At 45.9% G+C, this 15,144-nt stretch carries 12 protein-coding genes, 2 tRNA genes and 1 pseudogene; 1 reads left to right on the forward strand and 14 read right to left on the reverse strand.

The genetic code is table 11. The annotated features are described in order from the left end of the window. Positions 1–124: 124 nt before the first annotated feature. Positions 125–262, forward strand: a pseudogene (locus ACFFLE_RS02700) (type I restriction enzyme endonuclease domain-containing protein); the annotation flags it as partial. A 573-nt stretch (positions 263–835) separates the two neighbouring features. Here ACFFLE_RS02700 and rlmH read toward each other — a convergent pair. From rlmH to serS, 14 genes are all read right to left on the reverse strand, one after another. Beyond that, positions 836–1,315 (reverse strand): 23S rRNA (pseudouridine(1915)-N(3))-methyltransferase RlmH, encoded by a 480-nt coding sequence (gene rlmH, locus ACFFLE_RS02705; RefSeq protein WP_380569635.1) that lies wholly within the window; start codon positions 1,313–1,315, stop codon positions 836–838. Between the two features lie 298 nt (positions 1,316–1,613). Further along, complete coding sequence (locus ACFFLE_RS02710; RefSeq protein WP_380569636.1) at positions 1,614–2,411, reverse strand: MBL fold metallo-hydrolase; 798 nt, start codon at positions 2,409–2,411, stop codon at positions 1,614–1,616. Beyond that, positions 2,408–3,184 carry a two-component system regulatory protein YycI gene (yycI, locus tag ACFFLE_RS02715; protein ID WP_380569637.1) on the reverse strand — a complete coding sequence of 259 codons (777 nt, stop codon included), beginning with the start codon at positions 3,182–3,184 and terminating at the stop codon, positions 2,408–2,410. Before yycI ends, ACFFLE_RS02710 begins: the two co-directional genes overlap by 4 nt. Further along, on the reverse strand, positions 3,184–4,497 hold the full coding sequence (locus ACFFLE_RS02720; protein WP_380569638.1) for a YycH family regulatory protein: 1,314 nt from the start codon (positions 4,495–4,497) through the stop codon (positions 3,184–3,186). The genes yycI and ACFFLE_RS02720 overlap by 1 nt, the downstream gene beginning before the upstream one ends. Then, a complete protein-coding gene (walK, locus tag ACFFLE_RS02725) occupies positions 4,490–6,331 on the reverse strand; it encodes a cell wall metabolism sensor histidine kinase WalK (protein WP_380569639.1) in 1,842 nt (613 codons plus the stop codon). Before walK ends, ACFFLE_RS02720 begins: the two co-directional genes overlap by 8 nt. A gap of 6 nt (positions 6,332–6,337) precedes the next feature. Further along, positions 6,338–7,048 carry a response regulator YycF gene (gene yycF / locus ACFFLE_RS02730; protein WP_380569640.1) on the reverse strand — a complete coding sequence of 237 codons (711 nt, stop codon included), beginning with the start codon at positions 7,046–7,048 and terminating at the stop codon, positions 6,338–6,340. A 133-nt stretch (positions 7,049–7,181) separates the two neighbouring features. Beyond that, a tRNA-Asp gene (locus ACFFLE_RS02735) sits at positions 7,182–7,254 on the reverse strand. Between the two features lie 25 nt (positions 7,255–7,279). Continuing rightward, positions 7,280–7,351, reverse strand: a tRNA-Glu gene (locus ACFFLE_RS02740). Between the two features lie 106 nt (positions 7,352–7,457). Then, entirely contained in the window at positions 7,458–8,744 is a 1,287-nt protein-coding gene (locus tag ACFFLE_RS02745) for an adenylosuccinate synthase (protein WP_380569641.1), read from the reverse strand. 113 nt (positions 8,745–8,857) lie between these two features. After that, on the reverse strand, positions 8,858–10,228 hold the full coding sequence (gene dnaB / locus ACFFLE_RS02750) for a replicative DNA helicase (RefSeq protein WP_380569681.1): 1,371 nt from the start codon (positions 10,226–10,228) through the stop codon (positions 8,858–8,860). A gap of 39 nt (positions 10,229–10,267) precedes the next feature. Beyond that, a complete protein-coding gene (rplI, locus tag ACFFLE_RS02755; protein ID WP_380569642.1) occupies positions 10,268–10,714 on the reverse strand; it encodes a 50S ribosomal protein L9 in 447 nt (148 codons plus the stop codon). Beyond that, positions 10,711–12,687 (reverse strand): DHH family phosphoesterase, encoded by a 1,977-nt coding sequence (locus tag ACFFLE_RS02760; RefSeq protein ID WP_380569643.1) that lies wholly within the window; start codon positions 12,685–12,687, stop codon positions 10,711–10,713. Before ACFFLE_RS02760 ends, rplI begins: the two co-directional genes overlap by 4 nt. Positions 12,688–12,692: 5 nt before the next feature. After that, entirely contained in the window at positions 12,693–13,610 is a 918-nt protein-coding gene (locus ACFFLE_RS02765; protein WP_380569644.1) for a DUF2232 domain-containing protein, read from the reverse strand. Positions 13,611–13,672: 62 nt separating this feature from the next. After that, entirely contained in the window at positions 13,673–14,950 is a 1,278-nt protein-coding gene (gene serS / locus ACFFLE_RS02770) for a serine--tRNA ligase (protein ID WP_380569645.1), read from the reverse strand. Positions 14,951–15,144: the final 194 nt, after the last annotated feature.

The raw sequence follows: 15,144 nt of genomic DNA on the forward strand, positions 1-15,144 counted from the left end.
TTCAATATAACATGAAATTCACATGACGTTTTTTGTATCAAAGGTGGCTAAGTTCATTATAAAATCCACCAATTTATATACGATAACTTTTTATTCAATTAAACAAATAAGTGTTGATTAGCATAAGCGAGAAAGTACTCAAGCTAAAATGAGGGTGAAGATGAGAAGATTAATAAAGAAGTATGGCTATTCACCGGATCTTCAGAAGATAGCAGTTGATAATATCGTTGATCAAGCAGAGCTTATGGCAAATAGTCTATAAATATTTTCTGTTCTCATAAATAGTGTACTGGAGCTAAAGCTGTAGTACACTTTTCTTTATATCTCAACTTTCATATCATTATTATATTCCATATTTTTATCAGGCTCATCTAATTTCTTTAATATCATTCTTTATTCTGGTTTTTGTAAATGAAAGTGATATGTATTACTATTAACTGTTCTAAACTATATATTCATTCGTATCATTATAGTTTTAAATGATTAAAAAAACAAAAATACTAGCATCTTATAATTTTAATTCCAATTTCCTTTTTGAGTTTAATTCGATTGCTTCTCTACTTAAAACTTTCCTCGACATAAACAGTTCACTGGTGATTATGCCGAGCGTATTATAAATTTTTATCTGCTTGTACTTGTACCTTGAAGGAAAAATAACTTCCAATCATCCCCATACTTAATCCAAACTGAACTCTGGTGACTTACTTTATTTGTTGTTTTATTATGAAGTATATACGTACATAATCTACTCTCTGTCGAAAGATCCTGAAACATAAAGTCCATTGAAATATAAGCAGCATTTCCACTTAAAGATTCTTAGATTATTTCTAACACACTACTTATGATAACTCTCATTCCTAATAATCTTATTCACTCGGAATATCTGCTCAAGCAACATCACCTTCATCATTTGATGCGGGTAGGTGAGGGAACCGAAACTGATCTCCTGGTCGGAACGTTTTTGAACTGCTTTGCCGATTCCGTTGCTGCCGCCTATGATGAAGACGACGTCGCTTTTACCGGTGTTCATCCACCTTTGGTATTCTTTCGCCAAATTTTCACTGGTATAAGTCTTACCTTGGATTTCCAGCGTGACGACATGCTGATTTTCTTTGATTTTACTCAGGATTTTTTGCGCTTCTTTGTCTTTTATGATTTCTATATCTTTATCGCTTGCATTGTTTGGTTCTTTTTCATCTTGGATCTCGATCAGTTCGAGTTTGGCGTAGCCGCTTATGCGCTTACTGTATTCTTCGACTGCATGGCGCCAATACTTCTCTTTTAACTTCCCAACTGTAATTAGCGTAATTTTCAATTTGCGTCTCCTTTCTGATGGCTATGCTGTTGTACTTAGTCTATCCACATGTGCATATCTATTAACAGGTTTTAACGATTCATGGATAATACACATGTTTATACACAACTTTCCCACATATCCACATGAATTCATTAATTATTATACATAAAAAGAGATTATAATCATTAAATTTCTATAAATATAAATAAAACAGCCAGTTTTACACAACTGACTGTTTGCTTATCCACAATTATTATAAAGTATCCACAATAATCATAGGTTATGCACACCTTTTTTCATAATTGTGTGTATAACTTTATATTTGGTAGATCTTTGTCGGTATTGCTTTATCGGTATTGCTTATCGTTATATCATTATCCGTATCGATGTCGTAATGGTTCAATATCTGTTCGACACTCATTTTAGCAAGTTCTTTCATGTTATTATCAAGACTCAGATGACTCAGATATATGCGCTTGGTGCGGTCTGTTATAACGTCGTGCATCGCATGCGCTGCATCTTCATTGGAGACGTGTCCGACATCGGAAAGTATGCGTTGCTTGGTCATCCATGGATATCTGCACATCCGGAGCATATCTACATCATGGTTGCTTTCAAAGACGAAACAGTCACTGTCTTTTATAATGCCTTTCATCTGATCCGAGACATAGCCTGTATCGGTGATGATTGAAAGTTTTTTATCATTCTGCATAAATGTATAGAATTGTGGATCGATTGCATCGTGGGACACATTGAATGATTGGACATCCATCCCAAGGAGTTCCTTCTCCTCCAGTGGATTGAAGTGGAACTTCCTGTCACTCGCGACCTGAATATCTTTGGACTCGATGCGCTGCCACGTCTTCTCATTTGCATATACCGGAATGCCATATTTTTTGGAAATGACTTTCAGACCCTTGATATGGTCACTGTGCTCGTGCGTAATAAGTATGGCATCAACATTCTTGAGGGAGGTACCTAGTGAATTCAATGCTTCCTCCGTCCGCTTGCACGAAAGTCCCACATCTATGAGCAGGCTGCCTTGTTCTGTTTCGAGATACGTACTGTTTCCCGTGGAGCCACTGGCTAACACGCTCATTTTCATTCTGTTCACTCTCTTTCAATAATATCTTCTGTTTCGCTGATGGCATCAACATATACTGTCTTATCGACACCCTGGTCGTTGATATTCAATCTCCATTTCGGCCTGAGAAGCACTTGATCACCATCATTTAAGATGATGTAGTATCCGAGTCGGGCATCTTCAATCTCCGCTTCTCCGGAAATCCGCTCGTCAGTATACAGACTCGCGACGACTTTCTCGGGATCGCGGACAGCGACTGGCGAAGTATATTCATTCTCACTGATGTTTTTCAGGTAGCCCTGTTCATACTCCATCGCCTGCTGGCCATCCCCTCTGTAAAGCAGTCTTGCCGCTTCATTGTTGAAGATGGGCAATTCTTCATAATGCTGATTGAACAGCATATAGCCTTCATCACTCATTACATCATCATACTCATATTCCGAACCTCTGTAAACTTCTTCGGCCTTATGGTTTTCCAAATCCTCACGTGTCATATCCGGTGCATTTTCTCCGGCTTCAAAATCGTTTTTCAAAACATAGCCTTCATTCGTCGTTTCAACTGTTTCAGCTTCTACCTCTTCAGAGTCTATAAAAGTCGCCTTGACTGCAGACAGTATATTCAACTTGCGCGGCTCATGCTCGGGCAGCTGTGATAGATCTATATTCGTCTCTTCAAGGATATTGGGCCGGTTTTCTATCTTATGGATATCTTCCTGCTGCTTGTTGTAGTACATCATGATAAGGCCGATGTTGATTAGGAGGAAGACCAGGATATAGAGGGATTTCGTCAGCTTCCAATCCATCAGTGGAGGCCTCCTTCGTTGAACCGCATCCATTCATCGTTGTATTTTACATACCATTGCGGTGTGAAGTGCAGCAGATTGAGTTCAGTCTGCACATCTGAAAACTGCATATCATAACCGATCGTGATTTTCGATACTTTCTGAAGATCCAGATCTTCATTCAATGCAATCTGATAACGGACATCTTCCAGCCTTGCGAGGGACTTCATTTCATCATTCGGTACTTCTGCACTGATATTGAGTAGGGGACGTTGATATTCAAAAAGCGCATTATTACCGTATTTGGTCATAACGACACTTGATATTTCATCACTGAACACCGCATATCCGTTTAAGGTGTAGCGATAAGTCGATTCGTTGCCATCCGCTTCATAATCGAAAAGCATATGTTCAGCTTCTAAGCCACCATGCGAATTGAGGAAATCGAAGCTTCTTTGGATGGTCTGATGCGGATTTCTATTCGATGACAGCGACTCATCAAGGTTTGTGTAGACGAAATTATAGGTTTCGGGATTATATGTCGATAAGTTATGGGTCCCTTCATAGACATATACATCATCGTTTTTATTAACTTCGATTTCATCGCCCATGAAGAGGATATCATTCATCGTATCGATGCCGATCTGAGTCATCAGAAAATGCTCAATGGATACAGCACCCGGAGCTTCCGGCCCATAGATGGCAGTCTTATTGTTTGAGGTTTTCTGGTTGGTGATGATGCCAACGTAATCTTCGAAGGAATCTTCATATTCCTCCACGATCGACAACAGGTAGCTGCTATCGATGTCCGTCTCGGCGACGGCTACTTGTTCCAATGCTTCATTCAACATATAGAAAGTGACTTTTGGAGAAGCAATGTCTACTATAATCCGATCAAAACTGTAGTCGGGTAGGGCACCTTCGTAGGAGAACCCAAGCACTTGGAAAAGTGATTTGGATGGCATCTCGGATGGGTAGTCCACAATCAGGAATTCTTCATCCCCGTCTTCCTTAACATCAGGCGTCAGGCGATTTATATTATTGTATATATCAATATTCTCAATTTCTGTATCCTTCAGAAACTCCCGTACGCCGACAACCGCATCTTCTTTAATCGTACCTTTCACTGTATTGCCGTCGACCCATATCAATTGATAGGCCCGCATGACGCTGCCGAATTCCAGTGATTCCCCCTGACCGATGTTGGAGGTCGACTCGATCGATGTATCGACTTGCGAAAATTCGGGCTGGTAGCTCCAGACCATATAGGTGAGGATGGCACTGCTGATGACGAGAAGGAATAGGATTGTGGATTTGAGTCTTTCCCTATTCATCCCAATCCGCCTCCTCCAGCGTTTCACACGGCAGGTTGATGAAGATTGTTGTACCATGGTTCTCCACGCTGTTTGCCCATATCCTACCATCATGCGCTTCGACGATTTCTTTTGATATGGCTAACCCGAGTCCTGTCCCGCCCATTTTTCGGGCACGGCCTTTATCGACCCGGTAGAACCTCTCGAATATACGATCCACTTTGCTTGCGGGTATACCCAGTCCGTTATCTTTTATCCGCACGGTCAGACGGTTGTACAGACGGTTCTGTTTCACATGAAACTCGACTTTCTTGTTTTCCTTGCTTGAATACTTGATGGCATTCGATATGACGTTATCGAGTACCTGACCCATCTTATCCACCGCAATCTCTGTAAAGACGGCGGTATCCGGGATATCGCGCACGAATTCGACTTCATCCTTATGGGTCATTTCGAAGCGGTCGATGATGCGGTTTAGGAACAGGTTGAAATCTACAATTTCCTTGGACAGCTCTTCTGCTTCATTATCCATTCTGGAAAGTTGCAGTAGATCTTCGACCAGACGGATCATACGGTCTGTCTCTTCACGGGTCACACCAAGGAATTTGGGGGCGAGCGTTTCATTTTGCCAAGCGCCGCCCTGTAGGGCTTCTATATAGCTCCGCATGGATGTAAGCGGCGTCCTGAGCTCGTGGGAGACATTTGCTACGAATTCACGACGCTCAGTATCCACACGCTCCTGCTCCGTAACGTCATGGAGCACAGCGATGTAACCGTTGATGAATCCTGTATCCTTGACGATGGTCGAGAAATTCACACGGATGGTCGTCTCTTCATCATCATGATTGAAGAAGAGGAGCTGACTCTCATCCATCTCCTGGATCTCTTCAAGCATCATTTCATCGTCCAGTTTCAATACAGCAAGCATATCCTCTCCACGCGTATTTTCCGCTGTCTCCCCGATCATATCGAGCGCCATCTCATTGACGACGCGTATGCGGCCCCGCCGGTCCGTAGCGATGATGCCGTCGGACATATGAGTAATGACAGAGTCCAGGCGCTTTTTCTCACTTTCCGTATTGGCCTGGGCTTCTTGAACACGTTTCGATAACATGTTGAATGAACCTGCCAATTCACCGATTTCATCACTGCTGTATATCTTTACACGCGATGTATAGTCCCCTTCTGACATGAGGAGCGCCTGATTGCGCATATCCGTAATCGGACGGGTGATTGTGCGCGCGATGAAGATGCCAAGGATGCTCGTGATGATGAGGGAGATCATTGTGGCGATGATGAATGTATTGTTGATGGCCTGCAGCTGTTTGTATACTTCCTCTATATTGGACGAGGTATATATCGCCCCGAGTATCTGGCCTTCCTGGATGACTGGCTGATTCAACAGCCAAACGCGCTGGTTGTCCTGGTCCACGTTGACGTAGATTTCCTCGTTGCGTGTACCGGTGGTGATGGATTCCTCAGTCAGGGGCGCATCGATCCTTGTACCGACACTCAGTTCATTTGAGATCCGGCTTGTTGCGATAAGGACATTATCCGAATTGACATATCTGATCTCCTCTATTTCCGAGCGGTTGCCGTAATCGGCAAGCAAGGTCTGCACCTCTTCCTGGAACTGGGTACTATCGTCTCCATATTCCCTATGCAGCTCGTTGATTCTCGTGTCAATGAGACTCACCTGCGTTTCGATGTTTTCCTGGAAATTGCCGATCAGTTCCTTCTCGAGCGTGTTGGTGAAGTACAGTCCGATGATCTGCATGCCGATGATGATCAAAAGCACATAGATGATGACAAGTTTAATATGGAGGGACTGCAGATTTTTGAAAAACTGCTTCATTAAATGTTAACTCCTTTTTTCATCACCTTGGATATAGTAACCGACACCGCGTCGTGTCATGAGATACTCAGGGTGCGACGGATCATCCTCCACTTTTTCCCTGAGTCGTCTGACGGTCACGTCGACTGTACGTACATCTCCAAAATAATCATAACCCCATACCGTCTCAAGCAGGTGCTCCCGCGTCATGACTTGGGATAGATGCTGGGCAAGATAATTAAACAGTTCGAATTCCCTGTGGGTCAAGTCGATATCTTTATCGTATTTCTTTATTGCGAAGGCTTCCGGTATGACTGTAATGTCCCTGATCTGGATATTATTGGATTCCGGTTCTTTTTCTTTTGAAGCCGTTTCGACGTTACGCCTCAAGTTCGCCTTCACCCGGGCGATGAGTTCACGGGTAGAGAAGGGTTTCGTCACATAATCATCCGCACCGAGTTCCAATCCGAGCACTTTATCTATTTCGGAATCTTTTGCGGTCAACATGATGATCGGCATATCGTGCTTCTTGCGCACTTCCCTGCACACTTCCATGCCATCCATGCCTGGGAGCATGATGTCCAAAAGTACTATATCCGGCACCACGTCCAAAATCAATTCCAAAGCATCGTTGCCGTCATAGGCACAATGCACTTCATATCCTTCTTTTTCAAGGTTGAATTCCAGAATATCCGCAATCGGTCTTTCGTCATCTACTACAACAATCTTCTTGGGCATTTCTTTCCCCCGCTTTCATTACAAGGTTTATAAACACACTCGTATCCAAACTAAATGTATCACTTTTTCGAACGCATTTCCATCAACCATAGCAAAAAAGCCATCAGCAAGAAGCGCTGACAGCTCAGATGGACGGTCCCGACGGGAATCGAACCCGCGATCTCCTGCGTGACAGGCAGGCATGTTAACCGCTACACCACGGGACCAGGACTATGTGAAATATAATATAAGTGACCCGTACGGGACTCGAACCCGTGTTACCGCCGTGAAAGGGCGGTGTCTTAACCGCTTGACCAACGGGCCATATGTTTTAACACAAACATTATTATACCATGAGGCAAATTTACTTTTCAACTCAAATTTTCATATTTTCAAAAGAATATCCCGCGGTCATACCGCGGGATCAGTTCTATTGCCAGAAATTCTTGAGGAGGTTCGTCTGGTTGCGGTCTGGTCCTACAGAGAAGATTGAGATATTCACTCCTGTAAGGCGTGAAATCTCCTCCAGATAGTGTCTGGCGTTATCCGGCAGATCTTCCAGGCGTTTGATGCCTGTAATGTCTTCTTTCCATCCCGGCAGTGTTTTGAAGATTGGTTTTGCATGTTCCAATTCCTTCAGTGTAGCCGGATACTCAGTCATTTCCACTCCGTCTATTTCGTAGGCTGTACATATCTTGACTGATTCCAGGCCACTCAGCACATCTATGGAATTGAGCGACAGGTCGGTGATGCCACTGACACGGCGTGCATGGCGGACAACGACGCTGTCGAACCATCCGACACGTCTCGGGCGACCTGTTGTAGTACCGTATTCCCGTCCTATTTCACGGATATGTTCTGCGTTGTCATCAAACAGTTCAGTAGGGAAGGGGCCGTCTCCAACGCGTGAAGTATAGGCTTTGCACACACCCACTATGTTCTTCAGAGAAGTTGGGCCGACGCCGCAGCCAACCGTGACATTACCTGCAACGGGGTTGCTTGAAGTGACGAATGGGTATGTACCGTGATCGATATCGAGCATGACACCTTGCGCACCTTCAAACAGGACGTTTTGACCATTCTCAAATGCATCATCGAGTATTTTGGCAGTATCAGTGACGTAAGGCGCGAGGCGTTCTGCCGCTTTACGGTAAGGTTCGAATATTTCATCGAATGTATAGCCTTCACGTCCATAGAGTGCCTTGAACATGTGGTTCTTAATCCCGAGGTTCTCTTTCAACCTTTTGCTGAAAGTCTCTTCATCTATCAGGTCAGCCATACGTATGCCGATACGCTGCGCCTTATCTACATAACACGGGCCGATGCCCCTTTTGGTCGTGCCGATCTTATTCGCTCCGCGTGCTTCTTCTTCAAGCTCGTCCTGAAGCAGATGGTAGGGCAGGATGACTTGGGCACGGTTTGAAATCCTGAGGTTGTCCACTGAAATGCCGCGTTCGATTAAGCCGTCGAGTTCCTTGATTATGGAAAGGGGGTCGATGACGACGCCGTTACCGATCAGGGAGATTTTATCTTTATAGAATATTCCGGAGGGCACGAGGTGGAGCTTATACGTTTCGCTACCGAATTGAATCGTGTGGCCTGCGTTGTTCCCTCCGGAGAAACGTGCGATGATATGCGCTTCTTCAGACAGGAAATCTGTAATTTTACCTTTTCCTTCGTCGCCCCATTGGGTTCCGACTACTACTGTTCCAGACATAAGTTTGCCTCCAATTTATCATTGATATACCGTACTTATTCTAACAATAAGCTGAACATAATGCAATTAAAAATACGAACGTTTTTATAGGGTGCCTATAAAAACATTCGTAATTAGTTCGGCGGGATATAGCCGTCATCATAACCTCTATTGTCTTGGTCGAAGAAACTGCTGTAGGATTTATTGAAGATCAGCTTGACGGTACCCGTTGGTCCGTTACGGTGCTTGGCCAGGATGATTTCAATCTCGTCCTGTTCCTTTTGCGCGCCTTCAGCCTCCTCTTCACCATCGCCCCGCGTATAGTAATCCTCCCTGTACAGGAAGGCGACGATGTCGGCATCCTGCTCAATTGAACCGGATTCACGCAAGTCACTCATCATCGGCCGCTTGTCCTGCCGCGTCTCCACACTACGGGAGAGTTGGCTCAGTGCTATGACCGGACATTCCATCTCGCGTGCCAATGCCTTCAGCATACGTGAAATCTCCGATACTTCCTGCTGGCGGTTATCGCTGCGCTTACTGCTCGACCCTTGGATCAGCTGAAGGTAATCGATGATCACCATATCCAGACCATGTTCCTGCTTCAGACGCATGCATTTCGACCGGATATCGTTGACACGTATCCCTGGTGAATCATCTATGAAGATCTTCGATTCTGCGAGACTGCTTATCGCAGTCGTGAAATTATCCCAATCATCATGTCCGAGATTCCCTTGACGCAGCTTCGTCGCATCAATCATGCCCTGGCTTGAGATCATCCTTGAAACAAGCTGATCGGCTCCCATTTCGAGTGAGAATATCGCCACAGTATAGTTCTCGGCCGAAGTGCCGGCATGGCCTGCGATATTCAAGGCGAAGGCCGTCTTACCCATGGAAGGGCGGGCGGCGAGGATGATCAGATCATTGCGGTTGAATCCTGATGTCATGAAGTCAAGGTCCCGGTAGCCGGTCGGGATACCGGTTGTAGTATCCGTCTGGCCCGCTCTGGCCTCGACCTGCTCGTAGACTTCGTGGACGACTGACTTCATCGACTTGAAGCCTTCATTCCGCCGGCTTTCAGATATCGACATGATCCTCGACTCGGCTTCAGTCAGCAGATCTTCTATCTCTGCATCCTCCGAAAACCCTTCATTGGCGATTTCTTCAGCTGTCTGGATCAATTTTCTTTTGAGGGCATATTTCGCAACGATATCAACATAGAAGGCCGCATTGCGGCTTGTGGGCACCACATTGGATAATTCCGCAAGATAGCGCGGGCCACCGACGGAATTGAGCACTTCCATGCTTTTCAATTGATCGATCAGGGTGACGACATCGATATTCTGATGGTTTTCACTCAGTATGCCCATAGCCTGATAGATATGCCGGTGTTCCGAACGGTAGAAATCTTCGGGATCCAGTGTCTCCGCAGTAGAAATGAAGATTTCCGGATTGATCAATATCGCACCGAGGACAGATTGTTCCGCCTCCATGTTATGGGGCATCTGCTGATGTATATCCAATATCAATGCCTCCCCGGCTGATTATTCTTCGACGACATGCACTTTGATTTCAGCAGAGACTTCCTGGTGGAGTTTTACATTCATCTTGTGGTAGCCAAGGCTCTTCAATGGCTGTGACATATCGAGTTTCCTTTTATCCAGTTTTATGCCGTGCTGCTTCTCATAGGCTTCCTTCACCTGTTTTGAACTGATTGAACCGAACAGGCGGCCGTCTTCGCCGGCCTTAGTCTTGACTTCGACTTCTTTTTCTTCCAGTTCTTCCTTCAATGCTTTCGCATCTTCCAATTCCTGCCTGGCTTTTTCGGCTTTGGCTTCTTTTTCTGCTTCTAGTTTTGCCAAGTTGCCAGGTGTGGCTTCTTCAGCCAATCCTTTTTTAAGAAGGTAGTTTTGGGCATAGCCTGTCGCCACTTCCTTCACTTCACCTTTTTTACCTTTATTCTTTACATCGCTCAGAAAGATCACTTTCATTCTTCTTCACTCCCGTTATAAAGTATATCGTCTATTGTTTCTATCAGTTCTTCGTAAAGTTCATCCATCGTTTTATCTGTGACGCGTGTTGCGGCGTTGGACAAGTGTCCACCTCCGCCCAGGGCCTCCATGACCAGCTGGACGTTGACTTCCCCGAACGAGCGCGCAGATATGCCGATCGACTCGTCTTCCCTTATCGCCATGACGAATGAAGCCTGGACGCCTTCGATCTGCAGAAGCTGGTCGGCAGCCTGGGCGACTGTGACCGGATGATAGGTCATCGATGGATCGGCTTTGACTATGGCGATGCCATTGTCCCTGATTTCAGCGGACTTGATGAGGTCGCTCCGCGCAATATAGGTGTCTATATCGTCCTTCAGGAAGGTCTGCGCCAGTACAGGATCTGCGCCTTGGCTCCTCAGGAAGCTCGCCGCATCGAATGTCCGCGAACCGGTACGTAGCGTATAGTTCCTTGTATCTACAATGATGCCGGTCAGCATGACCGTCGCTTCCAGACGGGACAGCTTCTGCTCCTTATTCTGGTACTCCAGCATCTCCGCAACCAGTTCACTCGCACTCGATGCATAAGGTTCCATATACACAAGGAGCGGATTTGAGATGAAATCATCGGAGCGCCGGTGGTGGTCGATGATCACTTTCCGTGTCGCCTTGTTGAGGAGCACTTCATCCAGCACCATGCTCGGCCGGTGGGTATCGACGACCACAACCGTCGTCTTCGAATTCATCTTTTCCCACGCCTCTTCAGAGGTCACGAAAATCTCCATCAGATCTTCCCGCTTCTCGAGTTCATTCATCATCCTCTGGAGTGTTTCATCGATATCTTCATCATTGAGCACGATGTTCGCTTCTATGCCATTCATGGAAGCCAGTTTGGCCACGCCGATTGCAGAGCCGAGCGAATCCATGTCCGGATGCTTGTGCCCCATGATGAGCACGTTGTCACCTTCGAGGAGAAGGTCACGTAGGGCATGCGATATGACGCGCGCCTTGACCCGTGTCCGCTTCTCCATAGGATCCGTCTTGCCGCCGTAGAACCTGGCGTTGCCGTTCATCGTCTTGATGGCGACCTGGTCCCCACCACGCCCCAATGCGAGGTCAAGGCTCGACTGGGCGAGTTCGCCGACTTCGATATAATCATCGGAACCTTCGCCGATGCCGATGCTCAATGTGATCTGTGCACCCAGTTCCTGTGTACGGTCACGCACTTCATCCAATAGGTTGAAGCGCGTATCTTCCATTTCGTTCAGACTTTTTGAATTCAGCAGCACGATGAAGCGATCCTGTGAAAACCGTCTGATGTAGATATGGTGATGATTGGCCCAATCGTTGATTATGTTCGTGATATTGTTGTTCAATTCACTCTTTAGGGCCTCGCTCATGTTCTGGGTGACCTCGTCGTAGTTGTCGAGGAAAAGTATACCGATGACGGGCTGCTTCTCCTCAAGTTCCACCTCCCTACGACGCTGATTGGTGATGTCGATCAGATGGAGGGCCTGAAACTTTTCGTCCCAATAGATCTTGTAGTGCTTATCATTATAGGTCGATTCCGTCGTCTGTATATTATTTGCCTTCAATGTGGTCATGACGTTCGGGAACAGGCGGTTGATCGGTACATTCAAGTTCTCTTTCGAGATTTCCTTGTACATGTAGTCATTCATCCACTCGATCTCATCTTCATCATTCAGTATGATCAGCCCCATCGGCAATTCATCGATCGCATACTGCTTGCTGCCTGCGATATCCACCACCATCTGTCGGAAGCGGGTTTCGTTGAGGATGACCGATCGGTAGAGGTACAGGCTGAGAAGTGTCAGGAGAATGGCGCTTACGATCAGAAAAAGCAGACCGGTCCTGAAATGGTTGGTCAGGACAAATATATTCATGACCAGTATATGGAACGCTGCTATGGCGAATGGTATGAATACCATTCTCTTGTCCAGCACATTGTACATTCCCATCACTTCCTTTTTGCCAGTAATAGTTTCCTGAACCTGAAGATCATTTCAAATATGCCGATAAGCAGCGTAATTGGCCTGAGTATGGCAAACGGCACCAACAATCCAATCGATAGAACCTTGTTAAGCTTCTTTTCCCTGAAAAAGAAATAGAGGAAGCTTAGTCCATGGAGAAACAGGGCCCATTCCATCACAACCATTACGTTTCCGATAGTCGATTGCGCTGCACCTTCAGTTGTAAAGAATGATACTATAAACAGTATCAAAAATAAATGCAGCACGAACCTTGGGAATATCCATTCCTTGAAGGAACGGTATTTCCACAGCTTCACATCTGTCGAAGCGTGGAGGACACGTTGCATCAGAACGGTGTAGAGCGCAATCAGGAACGACAGTATGGTGATATGCGCGGGCAGATTGATGAACAACTGGTCCATCGTACTCTGGATGAGGCCGCTATCAAGTGCGGATGATGCGATGGAACCATACATCTCAACTTGTTCAATGTACCAGTTACGGATATTCAGATAGGTTTCTGACAGTGGCTGGATATACCCAAGCCCCTGGAGAAGATTCAATCCCCCGATCGTACTGATCATAAGTGCAGCCGTCAAATAGAAAAGTGTGACTTCCTGCGAATCTTCATTTTTCAAAGTCCTATGGAGGACTGTTGCCACTATATATAATACCACAAACCACAGCCAAGAATCTGGCGAAAGCAGTAGGATGGCAGGTATCAGGAAACTGATGAAGGTCAGCCAAAAATGGTAATTGGACTGACGTTTCAACCTGACTAGGAAAAAAGCTGCGAATGGCAGCAGGACTGCTCCAAAAAGCAGGCTGATGTCTGTGAGGGTGATGAACACAAAGACAGTGAACAGCACCAGCATAAGTTGAAGCATCGATACTTGTCTATTCAAATTTCTGCGCCTCCAAAAATAAAATAAAGCCCCTAAACGAATAGGAGCATCCATTAGTACTATTATAACGCTTCAAGTTTCTCCTGACCATTCATATACGGTCTGAGTATTTCTGGAATCGTAACCGAACCATCTTCATTCTGATAATTTTCCAAAAGTGCAGCCATCGTTCGTCCGACCGCAAGTCCACTGCCATTCAACGTATGCAGGAACTCGGCTTTAGTTCCTTTTTCGCGCTTGAACTTGATATTGCCACGGCGCGCCTGGAAATCGGTCATGTTGGAGACTGAGCTGATTTCTTTGTAGTCCTCATAACTCGGCAGCCATACTTCGACATCGTAGGTTTTCGAAGAGCCGAATCCGATGTCTCCCGTACAGAGTAGCACAGTACGGTGCGGAATCTCCAACAAATTCAATATATTCTCTGCATGCGCGGTCATCTCTTCAAGTGCCTCCCAGGAATCTTCAGGGCGTTCTATGCGCACCATTTCGACCTTATTGAACTGATGCAGGCGGATGAGGCCGCGGGTATCCCTTCCGGCAGATCCTGCCTCACTCCTGAAGCAAGCTGTCTGGGCAGTGAATTTAGTGGGCAGCTGTTCATCAGACAACGTTTCATCCTTGTAGAAATTCGTTAAAGTGACTTCTGAAGTCGGGATTGTATACATTTCCATGTCTTCTATCTTGAACAGGTCATCTCCGAACTTCGGTAGCTGTCCGGTCGCGTACATGGCTTCTGCGCGAATAATCTGCGGCGTCATCATTTCCCGGTAGCCATTTTTATTATGCACATCCAGCATGAAGTTCATCAATGCACGCTCCAGCCTTGCACCGTCTCCAGTATGGTAGACGAAGCGCGCCCCGGAAACCTTTGCGGCACGCTCGAAGTCCGCCAGTTCCAGGTCAGTCAGCAGATCCCAGTGCGCCTTCGGTTCAAAATCGAATTTGCGGGGCGTCCCCGTCTTGCGGATTTCCACGTTTTCTGTGTCATCCTGTCCTTCAGGCACATCATCGTGGATGAGATTCGGCACCCGGCTCATCTTATCATTGAAGCTTGCTTTGACGGCCTTAAGCCGCTCATCGATGTCTTTGATCTCCTCACCGACATCGCGCATGGCCTGGATGGCATCATCTGCGTTTTCTTTATTCCGCTTCTTCAGCGCAATTTCTTCAGATGCTTTATTGCGCTTGCCCTTCAACTCTTCGGTCTTCTGGATAAGTGCCCTGCGGGAGTCATCCAACTCCAATATCTCATCTATGATTGCAGGATCTTCGCCACGTTTCCTCGTCTTTTCCTTCACACGTTCCGTTTCATTACGGATCAATTTGATATCAAGCATAAGTTTGACCTCCATCTATTTTGAAATAAAAGAAACCACGCCCCGGAAAGGGACGTGGTATACGCGTTGCCACCCTAATTTGATGCTGTGCATCATCTTGAACATTTAACGGTACAGGATACCGGCCACTCTTTAGCCAAGGACGGAAATTCATGTTCGCCTGCAGTCATTTTCACCAACCATGACTTCTCTGT

Origin of the sequence: Salinicoccus siamensis, assembly GCF_042429615.1 — a bacterium.
GTDB classification, from domain to species: domain Bacteria; phylum Bacillota; class Bacilli; order Staphylococcales; family Salinicoccaceae; genus Salinicoccus; species Salinicoccus siamensis.

Coding starts and splice junctions, on each gene's coding strand:
- yycF (WP_380569640.1), bottom strand. CDS start 7,048: ATGCCCAAGAAGATTGTTGTAGTAGATGACGAAAGACCGATTGCGGAT.
- walK (WP_380569639.1), bottom strand. CDS start 6,331: ATGAAGCAGTTTTTCAAAAATCTGCAGTCCCTCCATATTAAACTTGTC.
- ACFFLE_RS02720 (WP_380569638.1), bottom strand. CDS start 4,497: ATGAATAGGGAAAGACTCAAATCCACAATCCTATTCCTTCTCGTCATC.
- serS (WP_380569645.1), bottom strand. CDS start 14,950: ATGCTTGATATCAAATTGATCCGTAATGAAACGGAACGTGTGAAGGAA.
- dnaB (WP_380569681.1), bottom strand. CDS start 10,228: ATGCCCCATAACATGGAGGCGGAACAATCTGTCCTCGGTGCGATATTG.
- ACFFLE_RS02760 (WP_380569643.1), bottom strand. CDS start 12,687: ATGTACAATGTGCTGGACAAGAGAATGGTATTCATACCATTCGCCATA.
- yycI (WP_380569637.1), bottom strand. CDS start 3,184: ATGGATTGGAAGCTGACGAAATCCCTCTATATCCTGGTCTTCCTCCTA.
- ACFFLE_RS02745 (WP_380569641.1), bottom strand. CDS start 8,744: ATGTCTGGAACAGTAGTAGTCGGAACCCAATGGGGCGACGAAGGAAAA.
- rplI (WP_380569642.1), bottom strand. CDS start 10,714: ATGAAAGTGATCTTTCTGAGCGATGTAAAGAATAAAGGTAAAAAAGGT.